This window comes from Candidatus Hydrogenedentota bacterium (assembly GCA_013359265.1).
Taxonomy (GTDB): Bacteria; Hydrogenedentota; Hydrogenedentia; order Hydrogenedentales; family SLHB01; genus JABWCD01.
In genome coordinates this window covers 49,868-71,086 of the sequence record JABWCD010000026.1, presented here as the reverse complement: position 1 = coordinate 71,086, position 21,219 = coordinate 49,868, and the positions used below count along the sequence as shown (strand labels likewise).

16 protein-coding genes are annotated in these 21,219 nt (G+C 60.7%); 8 read left to right on the top strand and 8 right to left on the bottom strand.

Features of this window, described 5'->3' with window-relative positions; translation table 11 throughout:
• Positions 1-452 precede the first annotated feature (452 nt).
• The 6 genes from HUU46_20250 to HUU46_20225 all read right to left on the bottom strand — a co-directional run bounded on the left by HUU46_20250 (position 453) and on the right by HUU46_20225 (position 6,937).
• Positions 453-1,496: a hypothetical protein gene (locus HUU46_20250; GenBank protein NUM55979.1), complete on the bottom strand. Its 1,044-nt coding sequence runs from the start codon at positions 1,494-1,496 to the stop codon at positions 453-455.
• The gene (locus tag HUU46_20245; GenBank protein ID NUM55978.1) at positions 1,490-2,002 is read right to left on the bottom strand and encodes a UvrB/UvrC motif-containing protein; all 513 of its coding nucleotides are present in this window, start codon (positions 2,000-2,002) and stop codon (positions 1,490-1,492) included. The genes HUU46_20250 and HUU46_20245 overlap by 7 nt, the downstream gene beginning before the upstream one ends.
• A gap of 181 nt (positions 2,003-2,183) precedes the next feature.
• Positions 2,184-3,242: a rhomboid family intramembrane serine protease gene (locus HUU46_20240; protein ID NUM55977.1), complete on the bottom strand. Its 1,059-nt coding sequence runs from the start codon at positions 3,240-3,242 to the stop codon at positions 2,184-2,186.
• A gap of 21 nt (positions 3,243-3,263) precedes the next feature.
• Positions 3,264-4,223 carry an MBL fold metallo-hydrolase gene (locus tag HUU46_20235; protein ID NUM55976.1) on the bottom strand — a complete coding sequence of 320 codons (960 nt, stop codon included), beginning with the start codon at positions 4,221-4,223 and terminating at the stop codon, positions 3,264-3,266.
• A 115-nt stretch (positions 4,224-4,338) separates the two neighbouring features.
• Positions 4,339-5,130 (bottom strand): lipoate--protein ligase family protein, encoded by a 792-nt coding sequence (locus HUU46_20230; protein NUM55975.1) that lies wholly within the window; start codon positions 5,128-5,130, stop codon positions 4,339-4,341.
• 25 nt (positions 5,131-5,155) lie between these two features.
• The gene (locus HUU46_20225; GenBank protein ID NUM55974.1) at positions 5,156-6,937 is read right to left on the bottom strand and encodes a redoxin domain-containing protein; all 1,782 of its coding nucleotides are present in this window, start codon (positions 6,935-6,937) and stop codon (positions 5,156-5,158) included.
• Positions 6,938-7,419: 482 nt separating this feature from the next.
• On the opposite strand from HUU46_20225, the gene HUU46_20220 reads away from it, so the two are divergent.
• Positions 7,420-9,594 carry a glutamine synthetase III gene (locus HUU46_20220; protein NUM55973.1) on the top strand — a complete coding sequence of 725 codons (2,175 nt, stop codon included), beginning with the start codon at positions 7,420-7,422 and terminating at the stop codon, positions 9,592-9,594.
• Between the two features lie 232 nt (positions 9,595-9,826).
• Here HUU46_20220 and HUU46_20215 read toward each other — a convergent pair whose 3' ends face one another.
• On the bottom strand, positions 9,827-10,885 hold the full coding sequence (locus HUU46_20215; GenBank protein NUM55972.1) for a M42 family metallopeptidase: 1,059 nt from the start codon (positions 10,883-10,885) through the stop codon (positions 9,827-9,829).
• A 122-nt stretch (positions 10,886-11,007) separates the two neighbouring features.
• On the opposite strand from HUU46_20215, the gene HUU46_20210 reads away from it, so the two are divergent.
• The 7 genes from HUU46_20210 to HUU46_20180 all read left to right on the top strand — a co-directional run bounded on the left by HUU46_20210 (position 11,008) and on the right by HUU46_20180 (position 19,872).
• The gene (locus HUU46_20210; GenBank protein NUM55971.1) at positions 11,008-11,661 is read left to right on the top strand and encodes a ribonuclease HII; all 654 of its coding nucleotides are present in this window, start codon (positions 11,008-11,010) and stop codon (positions 11,659-11,661) included.
• Between the two features lie 134 nt (positions 11,662-11,795).
• Positions 11,796-13,478, top strand: a complete 1,683-nt coding sequence (locus HUU46_20205; GenBank protein ID NUM55970.1) for a tetratricopeptide repeat protein — start codon at positions 11,796-11,798, stop codon at positions 13,476-13,478.
• A gap of 109 nt (positions 13,479-13,587) precedes the next feature.
• The gene (gene ugpC, locus HUU46_20200) at positions 13,588-14,694 is read left to right on the top strand and encodes a sn-glycerol-3-phosphate ABC transporter ATP-binding protein UgpC (GenBank protein ID NUM55969.1); all 1,107 of its coding nucleotides are present in this window, start codon (positions 13,588-13,590) and stop codon (positions 14,692-14,694) included.
• 136 nt (positions 14,695-14,830) lie between these two features.
• Positions 14,831-16,198, top strand: a complete 1,368-nt coding sequence (locus HUU46_20195) for a trypsin-like peptidase domain-containing protein (protein NUM55968.1) — start codon at positions 14,831-14,833, stop codon at positions 16,196-16,198.
• Complete coding sequence (locus HUU46_20190) at positions 16,191-17,579, top strand: PDZ domain-containing protein (GenBank protein ID NUM55967.1); 1,389 nt, start codon at positions 16,191-16,193, stop codon at positions 17,577-17,579. The genes HUU46_20195 and HUU46_20190 overlap by 8 nt, the downstream gene beginning before the upstream one ends.
• 2 nt (positions 17,580-17,581) lie before the next feature.
• Complete coding sequence (locus tag HUU46_20185; GenBank protein ID NUM55966.1) at positions 17,582-18,169, top strand: hypothetical protein; 588 nt, start codon at positions 17,582-17,584, stop codon at positions 18,167-18,169.
• A complete protein-coding gene (locus tag HUU46_20180) occupies positions 18,166-19,872 on the top strand; it encodes an ABC transporter permease (protein ID NUM55965.1) in 1,707 nt (568 codons plus the stop codon). Before HUU46_20185 ends, HUU46_20180 begins: the two co-directional genes overlap by 4 nt.
• Before the next feature lie 2 nt (positions 19,873-19,874).
• Here the strand turns inward: HUU46_20180 and HUU46_20175 are convergent, their stop codons facing one another.
• The gene (locus tag HUU46_20175) at positions 19,875-21,209 is read right to left on the bottom strand and encodes an NAD(P)-binding domain-containing protein (GenBank protein NUM55964.1); all 1,335 of its coding nucleotides are present in this window, start codon (positions 21,207-21,209) and stop codon (positions 19,875-19,877) included.
• Between the last annotated feature and the right edge of the window lie 10 nt (positions 21,210-21,219).

Sequence of the window (21,219 nt, the reverse complement as noted above, 5' to 3'; positions counted from 1 at the left end):
GAACCTACAGTAGCACACGCACCAGGAATCGGCTAACATGCAATCAACCAACCCCGGTTCCCTAACATTTCACTTGGTCTACAAAACGGGGGCCGCCCAGGAGATGGTCGATTCGATCAAGCGTTATAAAGCGATACAACAAAGGTTCAAGGCACAACGGTAAAGAACGAACGGAGTGGATCATTTCAGCTGAAATTGCGCGTGGCAGGCGTATCGCGGCATCTTGAGGAACCTGCATCTTTGCGCTCGTCAAGACACGGCGGTACTTCTCCTCCCGGCCCGTCTCGTCTGGATCAATTGCCTCCCCAACTCCTGGCTCCTCACTCCGTTTGTCCTCGTTTCTTTGAGATTTCAAATCTGAAATTTGAGATCATCTTCTGGAGGCGCCGGAAGCGCGATCAAGAGCAAATAGATTGAACCGCTAGATCAGGTAAGAACCATAGACAAACTTGTCATGCGAAGCGGTCGCGGAAGAGATCGGCGCGGGCGGCGTTGATCGTGATATCGTCGCTGGCGGCGCCGAGGCGGCATTCGAGGTGGGCGGGTTGCGCGATAATCTGCAACTCGTCGACCGTTTCATATGAAACCGACTCGAGCTGGCCGGTGGCGACACCGAGGCGCAGGTGCGACAGCAGCGTCAGCGCCTCCTCCCATTCGAGTACGCGGGCGCCGCGCGCCACGCCCAGCGCGCGGCCGACACGATCGGCGAGCGCATGGCCGTTCCCGCTGCCCATCGCTGCACGGGCGTCGCGCTCCTGCTGCATGAGCTTTCCCGTAAACGCGCGAAGGTGAAAATCGATTTCGCCCTCGGAACTGCCGAGTGTGCTGCGGTTCGTCAACGAAAACAAATCGCCGGGCGCGCTGGCGACGGGGCCGAATTCGCCCTCGAAATCGTGGTGATCGACGTGCGCGCTGTCGATGACCTCGGATACGCGCCCGTTCGACGCGAGCGCGTGCAGGTGCAACATCGCCCGCAATTTCAGCCCCGTTCCCACTTCGTACAGCGCAGACGTGAGAAACCCGTGTTTCTCGTGATAGGCGTAATCAAGCGGCATGTGCAGCGCGTCGTCGATGCTCGACAAGGTGCTCCACACTTCCTGCGGCTGCAGGCCGCGCGCGACCGCGGTGATGCGAATATGGTCGCGCTCGTTGATCATGATGCTGACACTCTGATCGTTGGCGATGTATACGCCGCGCGGGCCGCGGCTTTCGATGAGATGTTTCGAGATGAGCTTACGCTCGACCAGCATGCGCACTTCGCGCACGTGCAACTCCGTAAGCTCCATGTACGAACCGCTGGCGAGAAGCCCCGCGCCATCGAGCGCTTGCAGCACGCGGTCCTGTACCGTGCGCTTCTCGTCCTCGGAGCACCGAATCGGAAACGGCAAGTCCGCAAGGTTTCGCACCAACGTGCCACGCGTGTTGAGCACGACGTCCTGATCAGGACCGGATTTGGCTAGCCACGCGCCCGGTTTGGCAAGCGCGGTCTTCAACATGTGCGGTTCTCGGCAGCGCCGGCCCGGACGACAGGTTTCTCGTTGATGGTGGTTTCGAGGTCGCGAATCTGGTCGCGCAACTTCGCAGCTTCTTCATAGTTCTCGGACTTCAACGTACTGCGAAGGAGCGCGCGCAGGCTGTGCAGTTCTGTGCGCTTGAGTTTTCGCTCGTCCGTTACGTGCGGCTCTTTGCCGCGGTGCCTCAGGCCGACGTGGAACCCGCGCAACAGCGGTTCGAGCGAATCGCCCAGCGCGTCGTAACACGCGCCGCACCCGACGCGGCCCGACTGAATTGCGTCCTTCAAATCGGCGCCGCACACGCGGCACACGCGGTTCGGCACCTTCGGTTCCGGCGCTGCCGCGGCCGCCATACGATGCTTGCCGCGGCCGCCGGACGGTCCGGAGAGTTCAAAGCCGGAGGTGGTTTCCTCCTGCATCCGATTCATGCAATCGGCGCAAAGCTGCAGCTCGGACACTTTGCCGCCCACGACTTCCGCGTAGCGCATTGTGGCGAGACTCTTATGGCATTTTTGGCAAAGCATCACCGTCTACCTTGCTAAAAGTATACCATCATTTCGCGGGGGGATGCATATTGGGGGAGTCAATTTTGGATTCTCGATTTTGGATTCTGGATTGAATTCCGCGGAGCGATATTGGGCTTGGCGTAATTGGTTTGTCCCGTTTGCGTTACAGGGACGTGTCGCGGAAAACGTCGCTTTCGGATCGATTGAACTCGAATTCGCCGTGCTCCGCTTCGATCTGGGACGGCGGTTTTCCGCCGGGCGACCAGCCGGTGACGATCGAGTGGCCGAGCGTTGCTAGTGTGAGAATCCAAAGCGCGGCGCAGACGGCAGCGGCCGTTTTCCACGCGGCATTGACGTAGCCTGCAACGTGGCGGCGCGGCTCGGGAATTTTCCCCATCGCGAACCCCGCGATCATGCCGCCGACGTGAGCTGCGTTGTTCGCTCCCATGACAAAGCCGAAGACCAGCGAGTACACCGCCCACTTCACAAGCTGGTCGCGGTAGTCGCGCACATAGCCGGCCTGATTGCCGAAATAGGCGATGCCATATCCGATAAGTCCGAAGAGCCAGCCGGAGGCGCCGGCAGTGGCAGTCGTCGTTTGGAGGTACGAGAAGTAGTAGAGATACGACGCAATGGCCGCGGCGATTTGCGTCACGGTGATGAGCACGAGCATGCGCCACGGGCCGATGCGATCTTCGATGGGCGGGCCGACCTGCGTGAGCGCGAACAAGTTGAACGCGATGTGGAAGATTCCAATGTGACCCAGGCCGAATGCCAGATACCGCCAAAGTTCCCCCCGCAGTCCCGTAGTCCACGCGCCGAACACGGCGTACGTATAGTTGGATGGGTTGATTATGGCGGACATCCCCTGCATGCCGATTTCCAGCACGTAGACCGCAATGATCATGAGCATGAACGCGCCGAGCATGACCGGCGTGCCTTGTGGCGCGGCAACGCCGATGAGACGTGTCACCCTGTAGCCAAGCATGGTCGGCGCGCGTTTGCCGCAATGCGGACAGGTGCGTTCGTCGCGGTCGACGAGCCCGTTGCAGTGGCGGCAGCGTTTGTGGGGATACGTCAGCCACTGGAGCGAGGCGGGCAGGCGGACGCCGAACGCCTTCTGCTGTGACCGCTTTTCGAGTTGAAACAGTTTCCACTTCAGGCGCGTCGTGTTGAAACCGAGGCGCCCAAGCAATTCGACAAGTTGATTCAGAAAACTCATGCGTGAGAAATCGGGCCCAGGCTACTGTCGCTGGTATTGCAGCACGGGATTGTATTGCCGATCGACTTCTTCGACGTTCACGACCGCGAGGTGCCCGCGCTCGTACAGATACTCCATGTGCGCGCCGGTTTCGAGGAAAGCGAGCAGCACGTGATATCCCTTCCGCTCGCCGAAAAGATCGCGCGATACCTCCGCAACGGTGCGTGGTTCATTGCAGAGACCGAGCGTCCTCTCGAGCCGCGCTTCATGAAACGCAATGGAAGCATCCACGCGCGCCGGAAAGTTGTCTATCGCGTCCTCGTGTCCGCCGAGCGCGACGCGAATTCCGGGTAGTGCACGCACTTTCTTGAGCGCGCTCATGTAGTGGCCAAGGCCCGTGTAGCGCGTGATGAATTCGGGCGACTGGTTGGGCGTGATGTGCGAGAGCACGTGGTCGGCGGTAAACAGGATGTCGTCGAGGCGGATGCACACCTGGCCGGGGCAATGGCCAGGGGCATGGAACAACTCGAACGGCGAACCGGAAAGTGGACCTTCATCGAACGTGAAATCGACCGGGCGCGCACGGAACAGGTCCTTGGACCACTTGTTCATCTCGAGCAGTTTGTTTACGCGCTCGGGTCCGACCCCGGCACGCTCGAGAAAAATGTGCAGGTTCTTCGCCGTGACGACGAGCCGCTCGTTGAAGTGGCGAATGACGCTCATGTCGAGTTCGTGAATTCCGATCGCGGCGCCGCTTTCCTCGACAACGAAGTGCAACCCGCCGAAATGGTCGATGTGGCCGTGCGTGAGGATGAGGCGCTTAACGTCCTTCAACGCAACGTTTTCGCCAAATTCGTTGCGCATCCGCTCGAAACAACCGAGCAACGACGAGTTCGAGGACTCCTGTCCGGACGCGGCGTCGATCAACGTGATGGGATCGGTGAGGACCAGATAACAGTTTGTGACGTGGTTGGGAAAAGCCTCGACAGGCAACTTGTACACCGCCGTTCCCCCGGCGCTGACATACCGACGGATCGAAGAATCATTGTGCATAGACGGTCACAGTACACGAATTGGTGGCCACGTTGGAATAGTTCGACCGGCTGGCCGCGCCCGATTACCGACGGTTGACCCATGACGGCGATGAGAACCTGTCATTGACAAGTTCGCGGACCTGCTCGATTTCGTCCTTGCCGGCGCGAGTTTGCGGTCGCGCGCCTCCGAATGCCTCCGCAAATACCGCGCGAGCATCGTTCACATCCAGTGGCAGGCATTTCACGAATCCGCGGTGCGTGCGGTTGCCGCGGTACTGGGGACGATCGGACGGTTCGGTCAGGTAACGTTCCATGAGTTCGGGGTCCATCGCATAGAGCAGCGTGCCGTGGTGGAGGATAAACAGTTTGCGCCGCCGCTGCGCATTGCCCGAGATTTTCTTGCCGCCGACTGCAAGATCGGATATGCCCTTGTGCGACGCGTTCACGCCGCGCGCGCGCAATGCCGCCGCGAGGCGGCCGAGAACGAAACAATACGATCCGCGAATTGTCGCGATCTGGGGAAAGCGTTCGTGCGACAGCACGAGCGTGAAGTTCAAACAGCCCGGTCCCTGCAACACGCACCCGCCCGCGGAGGTCCTGCGCAGGATGCGCACCCCGTCCCGTTCGCATGCATCCACGCGCACGTGCTCGCGCAGCACCTGCGACACGCCAAGCACGACAAATGGGACCGGGCTCTCCCAAATGCGCAGCGTGTCCGTGCCGCGCCCCTCCTCGGCGTCATTCAACAGCAGTTCGTCGTACGCCAAGTTTTCCGCGGGCTTCGCGAACGACACATCCAGCGTCCGCATCGGCACGGGCCACGGCTCGAGGGCGTGCGCGACGGCGCATGCCCCCTCTTTCAATCCAAAACCCAAAATTCAGAATCCAAAATGAGAAGCACTACCGAGCGTCCGCGGTCTTGACAATTTCCTGTCCCGTCTTCGGGTCCACCTGGATATTCAGGTTCTCGTTGTCCAGTGTGTAGAACACGTATCCGTCCATCATCTCGTCAAATGTCTGCGGGCCGTGCTCGATCGCCTTTGTCGGATCGGGATTGAAAGGATTGAACGCGCTGTTGTCGAACTGCGACGCGCATTCGAGCGTTGTACCCGCGGGCAGCTTCTTCAAGCTGTCATGCGGATAGACATAGGCCAATTGCCAGTCGAAGCTGTAGTTCGGGACCACAAGCAGCGTTTCCAGTTTGCCGTCCGGGAACTGCGCGGTAAACGTCGAGTTCTTACCGCGCAGGTGCATGTGAATGAACAGGCCGAGTACGGTCGAGTTTTCTTCGAATGCCGTGGATTTTGACACCGGCGCCGCCGGGTGGCCCGGCGGAATCGTAAACCCGCGCGCGCTCAGCAGTTTGTGCCGGAGTTGCTTACACACCGTCTCTTTTGCGTACTGGAAACCCACCGAGATCCGGTTCGTCTCCGGCTTGCCCGTGGTCACGTAGTGCACTTGGACCGTGATCACGGCGCCTTTTGGAATCAGAAACGCGACGCCATTGTCGACGATCGCCGGGGAACCGCCGGGCACGCGGCCCGTCAGGAAGCTTTTGTCGTCCTGGTAGCCCGCCGGAGGTACGGTATACAACGCGTTTGCATGATGAACTACCTTCGGGTTGCTCGGTTGCACTTGGATACGCTGCACCCACGTGTCTTCGGGGAACTGATACGGAAGCGTCACGTAGACGTAGTCGATAACGCCCGAGGCGGGCAGTTCGTACGTGTCCTCTTCGGTGAGCAGCAGGTCGGGTTCGCCGATGATCCACTTTGAGGTCGGGAAGTCCGGTGGCGCCGGTATTGCGGCGAGGTCGCCGGTTTGTTTGCCGCCCTCGATCCACTGCACGATGGTGCGTCTGTCTGAAGCGGTCAATGTGCGCGCATTCGCCCATGTGCCAAAATCCGGGTGCGCGTACCACGGCGGCATGCGGCCCTCATCGACGACCTGCGCGATCATGTCCGCTTTCGCGGAGGCCTGCTCGTATGTTGACAGCGCGAAGGGGGTCGCCTCGCCTTCATGGTGGCACGGCATGCAATTCTTTTGGAGTATCGGCGCGACGTCCTTCGCGAACGTCACCGGCCCCGCAGGTTTTGGCGTCGCGGGGAACGTGATCTCGCATCCTTCGACCGGGGTCTCCGCCGCCTCGATGGGCTTGCCCGCGAGTGTGGCGTCGAGCGCGGCCTTCAAATCGTCATGCAGAAGGTTTGGCTGCTGGCCCGACACGCGGTACTGATCGTCGATGCGGCCGCGGTACAACAACGTTCCGTTCGCGCTGATCAACGCAGCCTCGGGCGTGCGCGTCGCGCCGATCGCTTCCACGACGCCGCCATCGAGGTCCTTCACCACCGGCACATCGATCTTGTATTCCAGCGCGTGATACGCCATTTGCTGAATCGTATCGCCGGGACTCGCATTGACGATCGCGAACCTCACACCCTGATCCGAATATGCGCGCGCAAGTTCGTTTATCTTCGGGATGTAACGCTGCGCGACCGGACACGTTGTTGACGAAAACACGAGTACATACGCTTTCGCTTCGCCGAGGTCCGTCAATGTTCGCGTCACATACCGGATGTCCTTGAACTCGAACTTCCCGACCGTCGCGCCGATCTCGACTTTCGCAGACGCGCCGGACGCGCCGATTGCCGCCGCGCATAGCACTAGAATTGCCCGAACCATTCGCGCTACCTCCACCTTGTAGCTCCAGGGTCATTGCCGCGCCAGCCTCGCACGGCCACGGCAACTATACCACCGCCTGCCAACAAGTTCATCTGGCCGCCGCGGCACCGAGAAATTCGGCATGTCACTTGCTCTGCTACCCGAGTTTGGGTGCACGGCGGCGCTCGCGATTGGTTTGGAGTGATTGATTGAAGCGAGCGTACCAGGCGCGGAAGCCGCATGGCGGCAGGCATTTCGATGGTGTGAGTGCAGCGGCCAAGGGCGGTCGGCGGGATGGAATTGTGCGTCGCGGGGATGATTGGGTTCGGCCCATTTTGGTAGCCGGAAAGGAGTGAAATTACATTGACGTAGGTTTTCTGAAAAGGGTTGGGCACCGGCGTGCGGACCCGAAGGTATGGTGATCGAATGGAAACTGCGCGGCAATTCGCCGCTGAACCCACGGCACACGGTTGCCGGGCAAACCAAAAGATGGTGGGAATGACATGAGTGGAAATCCAGCAAGACGGTCCGCGATCTCGGAAGTGATCAATAAAGCCGCGCTCGGCAGCACCGTGCCGTTTGCCGAGTCGCCGACGAGTACATTATTTGGCGAGAACGTATTCAGCCTCGCGGTGATGCAGCGCCGCCTGCCGAAGGCGGTCTACAAGTCGTTGAAGGCGACGATCGAATCCGGCTCGAAACTCGATGCGAGCACGGCGGACGCCGTAGCTACGGAAATGAAATCGTGGGCATTGGAAAAAGGCGCAACGCACTACGCGCACGTTTTCTATCCGTTGACGGGCCTCACCGCCGAGAAGCACGACTCCTTCTTCAACCCGGACGGGCTCGGCGGCACCATCGCGGAGTTCGAAGGGAAGACGTTGATCCAAGGCGAGCCGGACGGATCGTCGTTTCCGTCGGGCGGTATTCGGCAGACGTTCGAGGCGCGCGGCTACACCATCTGGGACGTGACCAGCCCTGCGTATATTCTCGAGAATCCCAACGGCACCACGTTGTGCATCCCGACGGCATTCGTGTCGTGGACAGGCGAAGCGCTCGACAAGAAGACGCCGGTGCTGCGTTCCATGCAGGCGTTGAACACGCAGGCGCAGCGCGTTCTGAAACTGTTTGGCACCAGTGGCGCGTTCGTATCGTCGACAGCCGGCCCCGAGCAGGAGTACTTCCTGATTGACAAGAACTTTTTCTATGCGCGTCCGGACTTGATCAACGCGGGCCGCACGCTCTTTGGCGCAGCGCCGCCCAAGGGACAGGAGTTCGAGGACCACTACTTCGGCGCGATCCCCGAGCGTGTGCTCGCGTGCATGTTCGAAGTCGAGCGCGAGTGCTTCAAGCTCGGCATTCCCGTGAAGACGCGCCATAACGAGGTAGCGCCCGCGCAATACGAACTCGCGCCGGTATTCGAGTTCGCAAACCTCGCGACCGATCACCAGCAACTCATCATGGTCACGCTCAAGCGCGTTGCCGAGAAATACGGCATGGTGTGCCTGCTGCACGAGAAACCGTTCGTCGGCGTCAATGGCTCCGGAAAGCATCTTAATTACTCGATGGGGTCGTCTATCGCGGGAAATCTGTTCGACCCCGGCGATACGCCCGCGGAAAACGCGCAGTTCCTCGTTTTCTGCATGGCGATGATCCGCGCAACGTACAAGTGGTCGAAATTGCTGCGGTCCGTCGTGGCCACCGCATCGAACGATCACCGGCTCGGCGCGAACGAAACGCCGCCGGCGATTATCTCCGTGTTTCTCGGCGCCGAGTTGACCGAGATTGTCGAATCGATCGCCGAAGGCAAGCCGGTTAAGTCGAAGAAGGACGTGTTGCACGTCGGCGTCGACGTCTTACCGCCGATTCCACGTCACTCCGGCGACCGCAACCGCACCAGCCCGATGGCGTTCACTGGCAACCGGTTCGAGTTTCGCGCGGTCGGGTCGAGCCAATCCATCGCGGGTCCGCTGGTTGCCCTCAACACAATCATGGCCGAATCGCTCGATTACTGCGCCGGCTTCCTCGAGAGCGCGGACACGAGCACACAGGCGAAGCTTGGCAAGACCGTCGAAGAACTCGTGAAAACGGTCTATGCGGAGTGCAAGGCGGTCGTCTTCAACGGCGATGGCTATTCCGATGCGTGGCACAAGGAAGCGGGCAAGCGCGGCCTGCCCAACATGAAGACCACGCCCGATGCGCTGCCGGTGATCAAGTCAGACGAGGTGATCGCATTGTTCGAAAAATACAAGGTGCTGTCGCGCCGGGAAACGGAGAGCCGTTACGAAGTCTATGCCGAGCAGTACGTAAAGACGATCAAGGTCGAAGCGAACCTGATGCTCGAGATCGCGAAGACAATCATCTTCCCCGCGGCGATTCGTTACCAGGGCGAACTGGCGATCAGCCTCGCAAACCTGAAGGCCGTTGGCATCGAGACGGACGCCGACACGCTGAAGTACATCACGAAGTTGATCGCCGATCTGCAGGCTGCGATCAAGAAGTTGGCCGAGGTGAAAGCCGGTGTGCCCGGCGAAGCGCACGACGCCTGTGACTACTGCCGCGACACTATCGTCCCCGCGATGCAGGCCATGCGCGCCATCGTCGACGAACTCGAAGGCCTTGTTGCCGACGACCTCTGGCCCCTGCCGACGTACCAGGAGATGCTGTTCATTAAGTAGCGCACGCTCCCGTCTGCGCTCGATGTGTCGACCTTAGAGCGTTTCAAGGTCGGCTGCACCGCGTGCTCGTGCTCAAACTTGAATTGCTCTAGACGTGGGAGGGGGCCCGAACGCCCCCTCCCGCAATACGGCAAGCTCTCCGCGCCAGCTTCCGCTATAGAATCTAATCGCATCCGCCCCGCCCACGCCGATCGTTTGGTTCCCTCTGGTTTATTGGTGCCCTTCAGCCACATCAAGGGATAAAGTTCATCCCCGGTTTCAGCGATGCGATCCATTCCGCCAGCAACTGCGCGCAATGCTCGGCGTCTTTCAGAGACACCATTTCCACGGGCGAATGCATGTATCGGTTCGGTACGTGGATCAGGCCCGTCGCCACGCCACCGCGGCTGAGCTGCATCGCATTCGCGTCCGTGCCGGTGCCCCGCGGGGCGCCTTCAACTTGATACGGAATCTTTTTCTTCTTCGCTACGTCAATTAGCCCGCGCCACACGACGGGGTTAATGTTCGGTCCCCGCGTGATGATTGGGCCTTCATCGAGCTTGAAGGCGCCGTACCGCTTGTTGTCGCAATTGGGGTGGTCCGTTGCGTGGCCCACGTCCACCGCGATGCCCACGTCCGGCTCGCATCCGTAGCTGCTCGTTGTCGCGCCGCGCAATCCGATCTCCTCCTGTACGGTAGTCACGCAATACACCGCGCAATCGATTTTCCGGCCGTGCAAGAGACGTACCGCTTCCAGACAAATGAACGCGCCGATGCGATCGTCCAACGCGCGCGCGGCGATTCGCCCATTCATCAGTTCGAGGTATCCCGCGTCAATCGTAGCGGTATCCCCGATATCCACGTGCTTCTTCGCTTCCTTCTTGTCCCGCGCGCCAATATCGATCCAGAGATCGTGCAGTTTCATCGGCTTGCCGCGGTCCTCTGCGTCGGTGAGGTGAATCGCGCGCCGGCCTATCACGCCCGAAATGCTCTTCTTTTCGCTGTGCACGTGGACACGCTGCCCGTCGAGGACGGACGGATCGATCCCACCGATCGCCTGGAAGCCGAGGAACCCTTTGTCGTCGATATGATGAATCATCAACGCAATTTCGTCGACGTGCCCGGCAAGCATCACGCGAAGTTTCCCTCTTGGGTTCACAACGTGGTACTGGTTGCCGTGAACGTCCTTATAGATTTTGTCGGCGAACGGCTTCGCATACGCCTTGCACACCTCCTGTATTTTTTCCTCATGGCCGGAGGGGCTCGGTGTGGATAACAACTTTTTCAAGAATGCCAACGATTGCGCGCGCATCTGCGATTTCTCCTCCAATGAATTGCCGGCGAGCGCACAGTGTGCAACATGGGATAGAAAATTGCGAGTAATTGGAAACGGATTGGTGTAGAATTACGACAACAGTTGCGCGGGGGGAAGCCATGAAGTCAGCGGCGCGGGTCCGATCCCAAATCGACGTAAACGCATTGTGGCAATTCGAGCGCGAGATGACGGCGCTCGGGTTTGCACGAATCGCCGGTGTGGACGAGGCGGGGCGCGGGCCGCTCGCGGGGCCGATCGTCGCGGCGGCTGTGGTGCTCGCGCACCCCGTTGAAGGCCTAAACGACTCGAAGCTTTTGACCGAACCGCAGCGCGTAGCGCTCTATGCGCAGCTTACCGAAGGCGCGCACACAATCGGTTGCGCAATCATTTCGTCGGAGCAAATCGACGAGCGCGGCATCCAACAAGCCAACTACGGCGCCATGACCGACGCCGTGTTGCAGATATCACCGTTGCCCGACTATCTGCTTGTTGACGGATTCAAGATTCCCGGGTGCGCTGTGCCGCATTTGCGTATCGTCAAAGGCGACCGCCGCTCGCAGTCCATCGCCGCCGCAAGCATCATTGCGAAGGTCACACGCGATCGCCTCATGCTGGCGTTCGAGGAGCAGTTCCCCGGCTACGGCTTCGCCAAACATAAAGGCTACGGCACGGCGGAGCATCTCGACGCGATCCGCCGTCTCGGCCCAAGCCCGATCCATCGCCGCAGTTTCGCGCCGTTTTCCGTCCAACTAGACACCGCCCCCCTGTTTTAGTCACTATACGTGCGACGGCGGAGTACTTCCCTCCCCACATGCATGGCCAAACCACCGGTCACCAAGCCGGCCGAGACGATACAGTACGAATGCTATTCTCCACCGCTGCCACGCGTCATAGAGGACGACTCACCATGGGCGCACTGCTCGTTGCGATTACGGTACTCACCGGTTGTGTCACGGGGGCCGGCGTCGACGTGCAGCGGCCCGCCTCGGAAGGCGAGGCCGACGCGTACACACATTTTCTGGCGGGCGTAATTCTCGAACGCCAGGGTAAAGCGGAAGCAGCCATTGACGAGTACCAAAAGGCCGCCGATCTCATGCCCGAATCGTACGAGCTGAACTGGCGGCTGCTGCGCACCTATATCGATTCGAACGAGTACGCAAAGGCACAGAAGACCTGCGACCGCCTGCTGAAGGCCGACGACGACAACGTGCGCCTGTGGATTGTCATGGGAACGATCCAGCAGGAACTCGGGAATCAGGAGGCCGCTTCGGAAGCGTTCGAACGCGCGCTCGCGCTGAATCCGCAGAACGAGGAAGAGTTTGGCTGGCTGATCGACGCCGGCGATCGCTCGATGGATTGGGTCACCTCGATTCAGGTCCTCGAGAAACTCGTAGAACTTACGCCCGATAAGGCCGAATGGCAGGCGGCCCTCGGCATGCATCTGAGCCGTATCAATGACGGCGACGGCGCGCGCAAGGCATTCGAGCGGGCGCTGCAACTTAAGCCCGAGATGAACGAGATACGCCTTCAACTTGGTCTGGCGTGCCTTCAATTGGATGCCGACGAGGCCGCGGTGGCCAACCTGCGCGCCTACCTTGCCGCTACACCGGAAAGCGCGCGAGCCGGCGAATTGCTCGCCGGCGCGTTGTGCCGCACCGGCAATTACACGGAGGCCGTCGCCGAACTGGCCAAGTTCGAAGAAGCGCGCAAGCAAGATGCCGGCCTAAACCTCGAATACGTCTACGCGCTTCTCCGCGCGGGTCAGGCGCGCACCGCCGCCGACCTCACCGCGCCGGAGGGTACTCCCATTCTCAGCACGCTGTTCAAGGCGGTCGCACGCAAGCATGCCGGCGACCCGTATCGGCCCCTGCTCGACACGCTTGACGAAGTCGAAGGCGATATCGACGAGGAATGCAGCGGCCTGCTCGGGACGCTGTTGTTTTTCTTCGGAGAAAAGGACGCGGGCGAATACATCATCTCGGAAATGCAGGCCCTGCGCTCGGAGGGGGTCGCCTCCATGCGCGTGGACATCGTCCTGGCCCGCGCACTCATGGCGCTCGAGCGGTACGCCGAAGCGGAAGAGATTCTCGCGAAAGTCTCCGAAGCCCACCCGGACGAAAAGTATCCGCACCTGTACCTGTCTACGGTGTACGACGAGTTGGACCGGTTTCGCGACGCGGAGCGTCACCTGCGGCGTTGCCTCGAACTTAATCCGGAAGATGCCGAGGCGATGAATAACCTCGCGTACTTGTACGCAGAGAAGGACACGCGTCTTGACGAAGCCGAAAAACTCCTCAAACGCGCGCTCGAGATAACGCCCAACAGCGGCTACTACCTCGACAGCCTCGGCTGGGTCTACTACCGCCGCGGCGACGCCGACAAGGCCATCGAATACATCCGCCGCGCCATTGTCGCGATGGACCACGACGACGCCATCCTTCGCGATCACCTTGGCGACGCGTATCTGCTGAAGGGCGATAAACGCCGCGCCGTCGCCGAATGGCGCCGGGCCCGCCGCCTCGATCCCAAGCTCGAAGGCGTGCAGGAGAAGCTCGACAAGCACGAGAAAAAGCTGGACAAGGTGAGCTAAGTTCCGCGCGCGAACTGCGGGTTGACTGCCTTGGCAGCGTTCCGTACCATTCCATGCTTCCAGGTATTCATACTCATTCCACCGGCTTGCCGGAAGGACCATCCACCCCATGGCGCGCGTAGAACTGAAGAACGTCTGCAAAACGTACCAGGGCGGCGTCCATGCCGTGAAGGACGCGACGTTTGTCATCGAGGACAAGGAATTCGTCGTGCTGGTGGGGCCGTCCGGGTGCGGTAAATCGACGACGCTGCGCATGATCGCGGGGCTCGAGGACATCTCCTCCGGCGAGATTCACATCGACGGCAAGATCGTGAACGACGTCGCGCCGAAGGACCGCGACATCGCGATGGTGTTCCAGAACTACGCACTGTATCCGCACATGACGGTGTACAAGAACATGGCGTTTGGGCTGATGCTGCGGCACTACGCGAAATCCGCGATCGAAGAGCGCGTGCGCGAGGCGGCGCGCATTTTGAGCATCGAACACCTGCTCGACCGCAAGCCGAAGGCCTTGTCCGGCGGCGAGCGCCAGCGCGTGGCGGTTGGACGTGCGATCGTGCGGCACCCCAAGGTATTCCTGTTCGACGAACCGCTGTCGAACCTCGACGCGAAGCTGCGCGTGCAGATGCGCGCGGAGATCAATAAGCTGCACAATCGCCTGCAATCGACGATGATTTACGTCACGCACGATCAGGTCGAGGCGATGACGATGGGCGACCGGATCGTGGTGATGCTCGGCGGGGTCGTGCAACAAATCGCAAGCCCCCTCGAACTGTACAACCGGCCCGTCAACAAATTCGTAGCGGGCTTCATCGGCAGCCCGCCGATGAATTTAATCGAAGGGAACATCGCCGCGGAAAACGGCACGCTCCAGTTCCGCGACGATTCGGGGGAAATTCGGCTGCACGTCGACGCGGCGCACCGGGCCGCCCTCGATTCGTATGTTGGCAAACGGGTGATCGTGGGAATTCGGCCGGAGCACTTTGGCGAGAACGCCGCTCAGTCGGCGCACGAAGGAAAGAGCATTACGACGAAGGTGGATGTGGTCGAGCCGATGGGTTCGGAAATCTACCTGTATCTGGCCGCGGGCAAACAAATTCTTACCGCGCGGGTGAACACGGAGCGCGAACCCGCCGTCGACAGCGCCTACGTGCTCGATGTGGCGATGGACAAAGCGCACTACTTCGATCCGCAATCGGAGAAGGCGCTCCGGTAGCGATTGCCCGGCGGGCGGAGACAGCCACCGGCCAAACGCGCCGGCGACAGTCCGCCGTGACGAGTTCCTTTCCAGTGTTCGTACCGAATATAATGCGCGTGTCGGCTGCACGGACTATATCGCAAGGAGATCGGGCTTGAAACGAATTGCAGTTGTCGCCATTTCATGCGTCGTTTTCGCGGGGTGCGCGACGGTGGGCGCGTCGTCGGACGGCGCGGTAATCCGCGCGAAAAACAAAGTTGCCCCCGCGCTCGTCCATATTCGCCCTGTAAAGGAAGTGTTCTCGCAGGGCAAGCGCGAGGAAGTCACCGTCATCGGCAGCGGGTTCATCGTGTCGAACGACGGCTACGTCGTCACAAACGAACACGTCGCGGGCGAAAGTACACTGGTGCGGTGCGTCTTGTATAACAAGGAAGAGTTTGACGCGGACGTCATCGGAGTGGACAAATACACGGACGTTGCCGTGTTGAAGCTGAAGAGCGACCGAAAAGATTTCGCGAAAGTCGCTCTCGCCACTTCGAAGAACCTCGAGGCCGGGCAGACCGTGCTTGCACTCGGAAGCCCGCAGGGCCTCGCGCGCTCGGTGTCAATGGGCATCATCAGCGTAACGGACCGTTACCTCGGCGGGCGCGACGAATCGATCGCCCCGTATAACAATTGGATTCAGACCGACGCGGCGATTAACCCCGGAAACAGCGGAGGTCCGCTGGTCAATCTCAAGGGACAAGTCGTCGGTGTGAACGCGCGGCGGCTCGGCGGCGCGGACAACGTAGGCTTCGCCATTCCCATCGACATCGCAAAACAGGTAATGGACCAAATCATCGCTAACGGGCAGGTGACGCGGTCGGACATCGGCGTGACCTTCCAGGAAACGATGAGCAAGACGGACGACCCGAAACAGCAGGGCGTCGTCATTGCGGACGTCGATCCGCTTTCATCCGGCGCGGAAGCGGGGCTCACCCCGGGAGATGTGATGCTGTCGGTCGATGGTGCGCCAACCAACGCCCGGTTCGAGGAGGACTTGCCTGCGGTTCGAAAGCTCATCGCCGATTTGCCCATCGATACGCAGGTGGCGGTCAAGGTCCAGCGCGGCGACGAACAAAAGGACATTGCGGTCACCACGCAGGCGCTGAGCGACCTGCGCGGTAAAGAAATCGAGTTCGCCGAGTGGGGCTTCACCGCGTCACAACTTACGCCGGCCATCGTGCGGAGAGCGCAACTCTCGTCGAGTAGAGGCGTCCTGATTTCGGGCGTCCAGGTCGGTTCTGTCGCGGGGAACGCGGGATTGCAGCAGGGCGACATCGCGCTGAAATTCGACGGCGCCGACATCGAAAACCTCGACGCGTTCGCTGCAAACGTGAAAGAGCGGATCGCGTCAAAGACGAAGCTCGTGCTGCTTCAGGTGAAGCGCGGCGCGCTGACGCGATTTGTGATTGTGAAACAGGGCGAGCCCGGGCCGGCCACGACCGAACAGCCCGCCAACGGAGAGAATGGAAATGAGTAGTCGATTGTCCGCCGCCGTTCTGGCGCTGTGCGCCGCGGCGCCCGCGATTGCCCAGGAATTCACTGCGAAGCAACTGCAATCGTTCTACGACAAGGTGTCGCCGGCGGTGTGCATCGTGAACTATTCGTCGAACGTGACGAACCCGAACACGGGCGAGATCAGCAAACGCAACACGCGCGCGCTGGGCCTCATCGTAAGCCCGAAGGGCCTCGTGATGGCGCACGGCCACATGCAAATAGAAAACTCGGAACCGTTCAGCATCAAGATTTCCGTGGGGCAAGGCGATAACGAGAAGGATTACGACGGCAAACTGCTGACCAAGCCGGACGACGTGAACATCTGCCTGATCGAGATCGTCAACGATCAGGATGTGTCGTTTCCGCACGTCGATTTTACGCCTGGCCCGCTGAACCTGGGCGATCCCGTGGCGCTAATCGGCCTGATGGGCGACACGCTGGACTTCAACCGGGCCATCGTCGTGCGCCGGATTGGGTCCGTGCTGGAAAAACCGCGCAAGACTCTCTGCCTTGACGAGCGGCTGCTGTTCGGCTACGTGGGTTCGCCGGTGATGGACCTTGCCGGGCGCATCGTGGGCGTCGTCGGGTTCGACCTGTCGACGCAGGAAGGCGGCGATCTGTACGTGCGCAGCGGGCACCCCCTGGTCTATCAATCGGAACTATTCGCGAAGTACATCGCGAACCCGCCGGGCGAAAGCGCCGCAAAGAATGGAAGCGACGGCGCCTTTCTGGGCGTGTTTTCGCAGCCGTTGACGGACGATCTCGCGGAGTACTGGAAACTGCCGACCAACGGCGGAATTGTCATCAGCACGGTCATGCCGGACTCGCCGGCAAGCGCGGCCGGATTGCAGCCGGGCGACGTGATCGTGAACTTCAACAACATCCCCGTGACGTTCAAGCTCGACCGCGAAGTCGCCAACTTCACGAAACTCGTGCGCGACGCGGGGGCGGGCACGCAAGTGCCCGTCAAACTCCTGCGCGGCGGTCAGCCGGTCGAGGCGACGGTGACGCTCGTCGAGCGGCCGAAGTCCGCGCGCGACGCCGGCGAGTTCGAGGACACCATCTTCGGGTTAACGGTGCGCGAGATCACGCAGGACCTGCGCGTCGTGCTGAACCTGGGCACGGACGTGGAAGGCGTAATCGTGCGGCGCGTAAAGTCCGGGTCGTGGGCCCAACTCGGCGAGATGATGCCGGGCGTGATCATCATGAACTTTGGCGGTCACCCGGTGAAATCGATCGAGGACTTCAAGGCGGCGGTCGAGAAAGTCGCGGAAGCCAAGCCGGCCGAGTTCACGGTATTTGCGCGGGTCGGCGCACGTACCGGTTTCTTCCGCCTGCAACCGCGGTGGAACACCGGGAATTAACGATGTGGCGGGCGGCAGGCATTGTGCTGTGCGCCGCGTGCGCGGCGTGTTCGCCCCCGCCCGAGAAACCCGGTCTGTTCGAGGAAGGCGAGCGCCTGTACTTGGAAGGCAATTATTCTGCGGCGGCACAGGCGTTCAAGTCGCGCCTGCTGGAGAAGCCGGACGATGCGGGGGCGCATTTTTACCTTGGCACGTGCTATCTCTACGACAAGAAGAACAACTGGCTGGGCATCGCGCAGGGCGAACTCGAAACCGCGCTGTCCCTGTTTGAGCGCCAGGGCAAAGTCAGCCCCGTGCCGCGGTTTGACGCCGAGTATTTCGAAATCATTTGCCACGTAAACAAGGCGAAGATTTATCTGCTGCTCGTGTCACTGCTGATTGACAATTCCATTCGCTACCGCGATTTCCGCGGCGGTTCGCTTGTACCCGCAATCATCGAGAAATGCGAAGAGGAGGCGCGGCGGGCCGAGCGCGTGTCTGCCACGCATCCTGACGTCGTCTGGCTTAGACAGGAATTGAAGAAACTCACCGACGAATTCGGCCCGATGCTGCGACCGCGCGCGACGCCGGTGCCACAATTCTCGGCGTGACGCGCATCATTTCAGACTTTCTGCCCATTGCGGCGCTGATTCGCCGCGAACTGATTTCCAGTCTGCGCCAGGCGCGCTATTTCTATGCCGTGCTGGTCGCGGTCGCGGCAGCCGCGATTGTCGTGTTCACGATGTGGCCGCCGGACCGGCCCATGCCGTGGCAGATGCGCAGCGCGTCGGAGAGCTTGTTCATCCTGCTTGGCGTGACGCTGGGACTGGGCGCGGCGGTGACCGTGCCCGCGCTCGCGGGAAGCAGCATCGTGTCCGAGCGCGAAGAGGAAACGTTCGAACTGCTCGCGATGACAACGGCGCGCCCGTGGCACGTGCTGCTCGCGAAGCTCGTCAACTCGGCCGGCCACTACCTGTTGCTGGTCGTGGCGCTCGCGCCGTTCGCCGCGTGCGCGTTCTTCCTGGTGGGCATGAACACCGAGGTGCTCTGGCGCACGCTGCTTATCGTTTCCACCACCGCCTTGGTATGCGCGGCCGCGGGCGTGCTTTGCTCAGCCAAATTGAAGAAATCCATGGCGGCCGTCGGCGTTAGTTATCTCGCGATGCTCTTCATACTTGGCCTGCCGGTGCTGTTGTTCCTTATCGTGCTTGAACTGCTGGGCGTTTCGATTGCCGATGACTTCTTCGACGGCGTCGGCATGTACACCATGCCGATCATCTCGTTTGTCGTGGCAATGGGCGGTGGACCGGGCAAGAGTTCGGCGACGAGTAGTGTTGTTGTTTGCAGCTTCTTCAACGTTTTTGTTGCCTTCGTGCTGCTCGTTGTCGCGCATGCGGCGGTCTACCGCAATTGGGGTATGTCCGTCGACACCGCGCCCGGGGAACGGACCTCCCCACAGGAGAGGGCGCGGGGCTACCTGCCTGCCCGGCGATTTGGGATAAATCTCAATCCGCTCTTTCTGCGCGAGCGGTGGTACGAGTATCCTCTGCGCGGATGGATGGGCGTGCTGCAGTTCTGGACCCCGCTTGGGCTGGCGTTTAGCGCGACCAGTCTAATCGTGCTGGTCCGCGTCGTCGAAGGCAAAAACGATGCAGAGGCCGCGCTCGTCGGTTGGCAATTCCTCGAAGGGATGCTTCTGCCACTGCTCATGGCGGCGCTGACAGCGAACATGTTCACGAAAGAGCACGAGCGTCAAAACTTAGATGCGTTGCGCATGACGCTCATGCGCCCGCTCGAATTGCTGTCGGGAAAGCTCATGGCGTCGTTGCGCGTCGCGGCGCTGCTGCTGGCGGGCGCTGCGGTTGGCTCCATACCGCTATTCTTGTTTGCATTGGTCTCCGCATTGGTCCCAGGCGGCTGGAATACGTTGTCTGTCGGGGAACATGTCGCGCTTGCGTTTATCATGTTCGTAGAGTGTCTTGCGGTGACGTGGATCGTGACCGCATTTTGCTCGCTCGTGGCGCGGCGCATGTCGTCCGCACTGGTAATGTCTTACGTACTGGGCGCATTCATGCTCGGCGGGATTGCGATACTGGTGATCGTCGTGGGCGAGGGACTGCGCCTGTACGATGTCGACAATTGGGTCGGGATGTTTTCCCCGTACTTCGCGTACGGCCTAATCTTTGACTCGCCAACGAACATGGACTCCCGCCTGGGCTGGACGATGTCGCACGTCTTGATTGCTGCGACGATTCTCATCTTCCTGGCCATCAACGCCCGCATATTTACTTCTCGCCACATGCAGGACAAATAGCGTCAGAGCCCGCGCGGTGCGGCGCTCGCCGCCGTGCCGGGTGGCGGCTGTGAGTCCGTTGCGCCGCGGAACAATAGTCGTTCGAACAGCGGCAAACGCCGGGCGTTTCGCGCCATCTTTCTCGCATTGCGCATGACCTCGTGCGGGTCCATAAGATAGTTGTCAAGCGGTTTACGACCGAGCTTGAGCATGACTTGGCCAATGGGGCGTTTGAGCTTGGGTTGGATAAGAATGCTCTCCACGAGCGCCTCGGCGCCCAGCGTGAGCAAGGGCCCGGCGCCATAGCGCGGTTGGCCGATCCCCACGACATATAGGTTCTTATGCCGCTGCGGAAAGATGCCGTTGACGAGGTCCGGGTATCCGTCTTTCCACGTCACGACTTCCGGCGCGAGGAACGGAATGCTCACGTGAAATCCCGTCGCGTAGACGAGCAGGTCCACCTCGATCTTCGTTCCGTCGACAAATTCGACGGTCTTGCCGTCCAGGCGCTTCACGTCCGGGTGTGGCGTGATGCGGCCATGCTTCAGGTAGTACAACAACTGAGAGTTGATAGTCGGGTGACGCGAAAACACCGGATAGTCCGGCTCCTGCAAACCGTAGCGAGACATTTTGCCGACGAAGATGCGCAGAAGGGTCCTCATGACAACCCCCTGCATCCATCCGCGCATCCAGGGGCGCAGAAATTCGATCGACGGTATGCCGGCGATCGTTTGCGGCATAATCCATATGCCGCACCGCATGCTGATGTGCGAGTCCTCGCCGAACCGCGCCGTTTCCACGGCGATGTCGCATCCGGAATTCCCGCCGCCGACTACAAGTACGCGCTTGCCCTTTAGGATCGCCGGTGACTTGTATTGCTTCGAGTGAATCGCCTCGCCGGTGAATTCGCCGGCATACTCCGGATACCGGCAGTCCCAGTGATGACCATTGCAGATGACCACGCCGCCGTAGATGCGCGCTTCGCCGGACGCGAGCGTCACCTCCCACGTGTCGTTGTCGGCTGGCGCGATCCACGTGACTTCGGTGTTGAATTCTATCGTGTCGCGCAGACCGAAACGGTCTGCGTAAGCGTTAAGATAAGCGAGCATTTGCGCCGCGCTGGGGAAGTCAGGCCAATCGGTTGGCATGGGAAAGTCGCCGTATTGCGTGGTCCTGCGCGACGAGATGATATGGACGGTCTCGTATACGCCATGGTACCAATTCCCGCCAAGCCTGTCGTCCGCTTCGAGTTGGTCGTACGCAATCCCGCGGCGTTTAAGCGCCGCAGCGACGGCAAGCCCGGTGAACCCGGCGCCGATGACGCAGTGCCGGTCCGATCGATCGACCGAATTCGACATCGCGATTTCC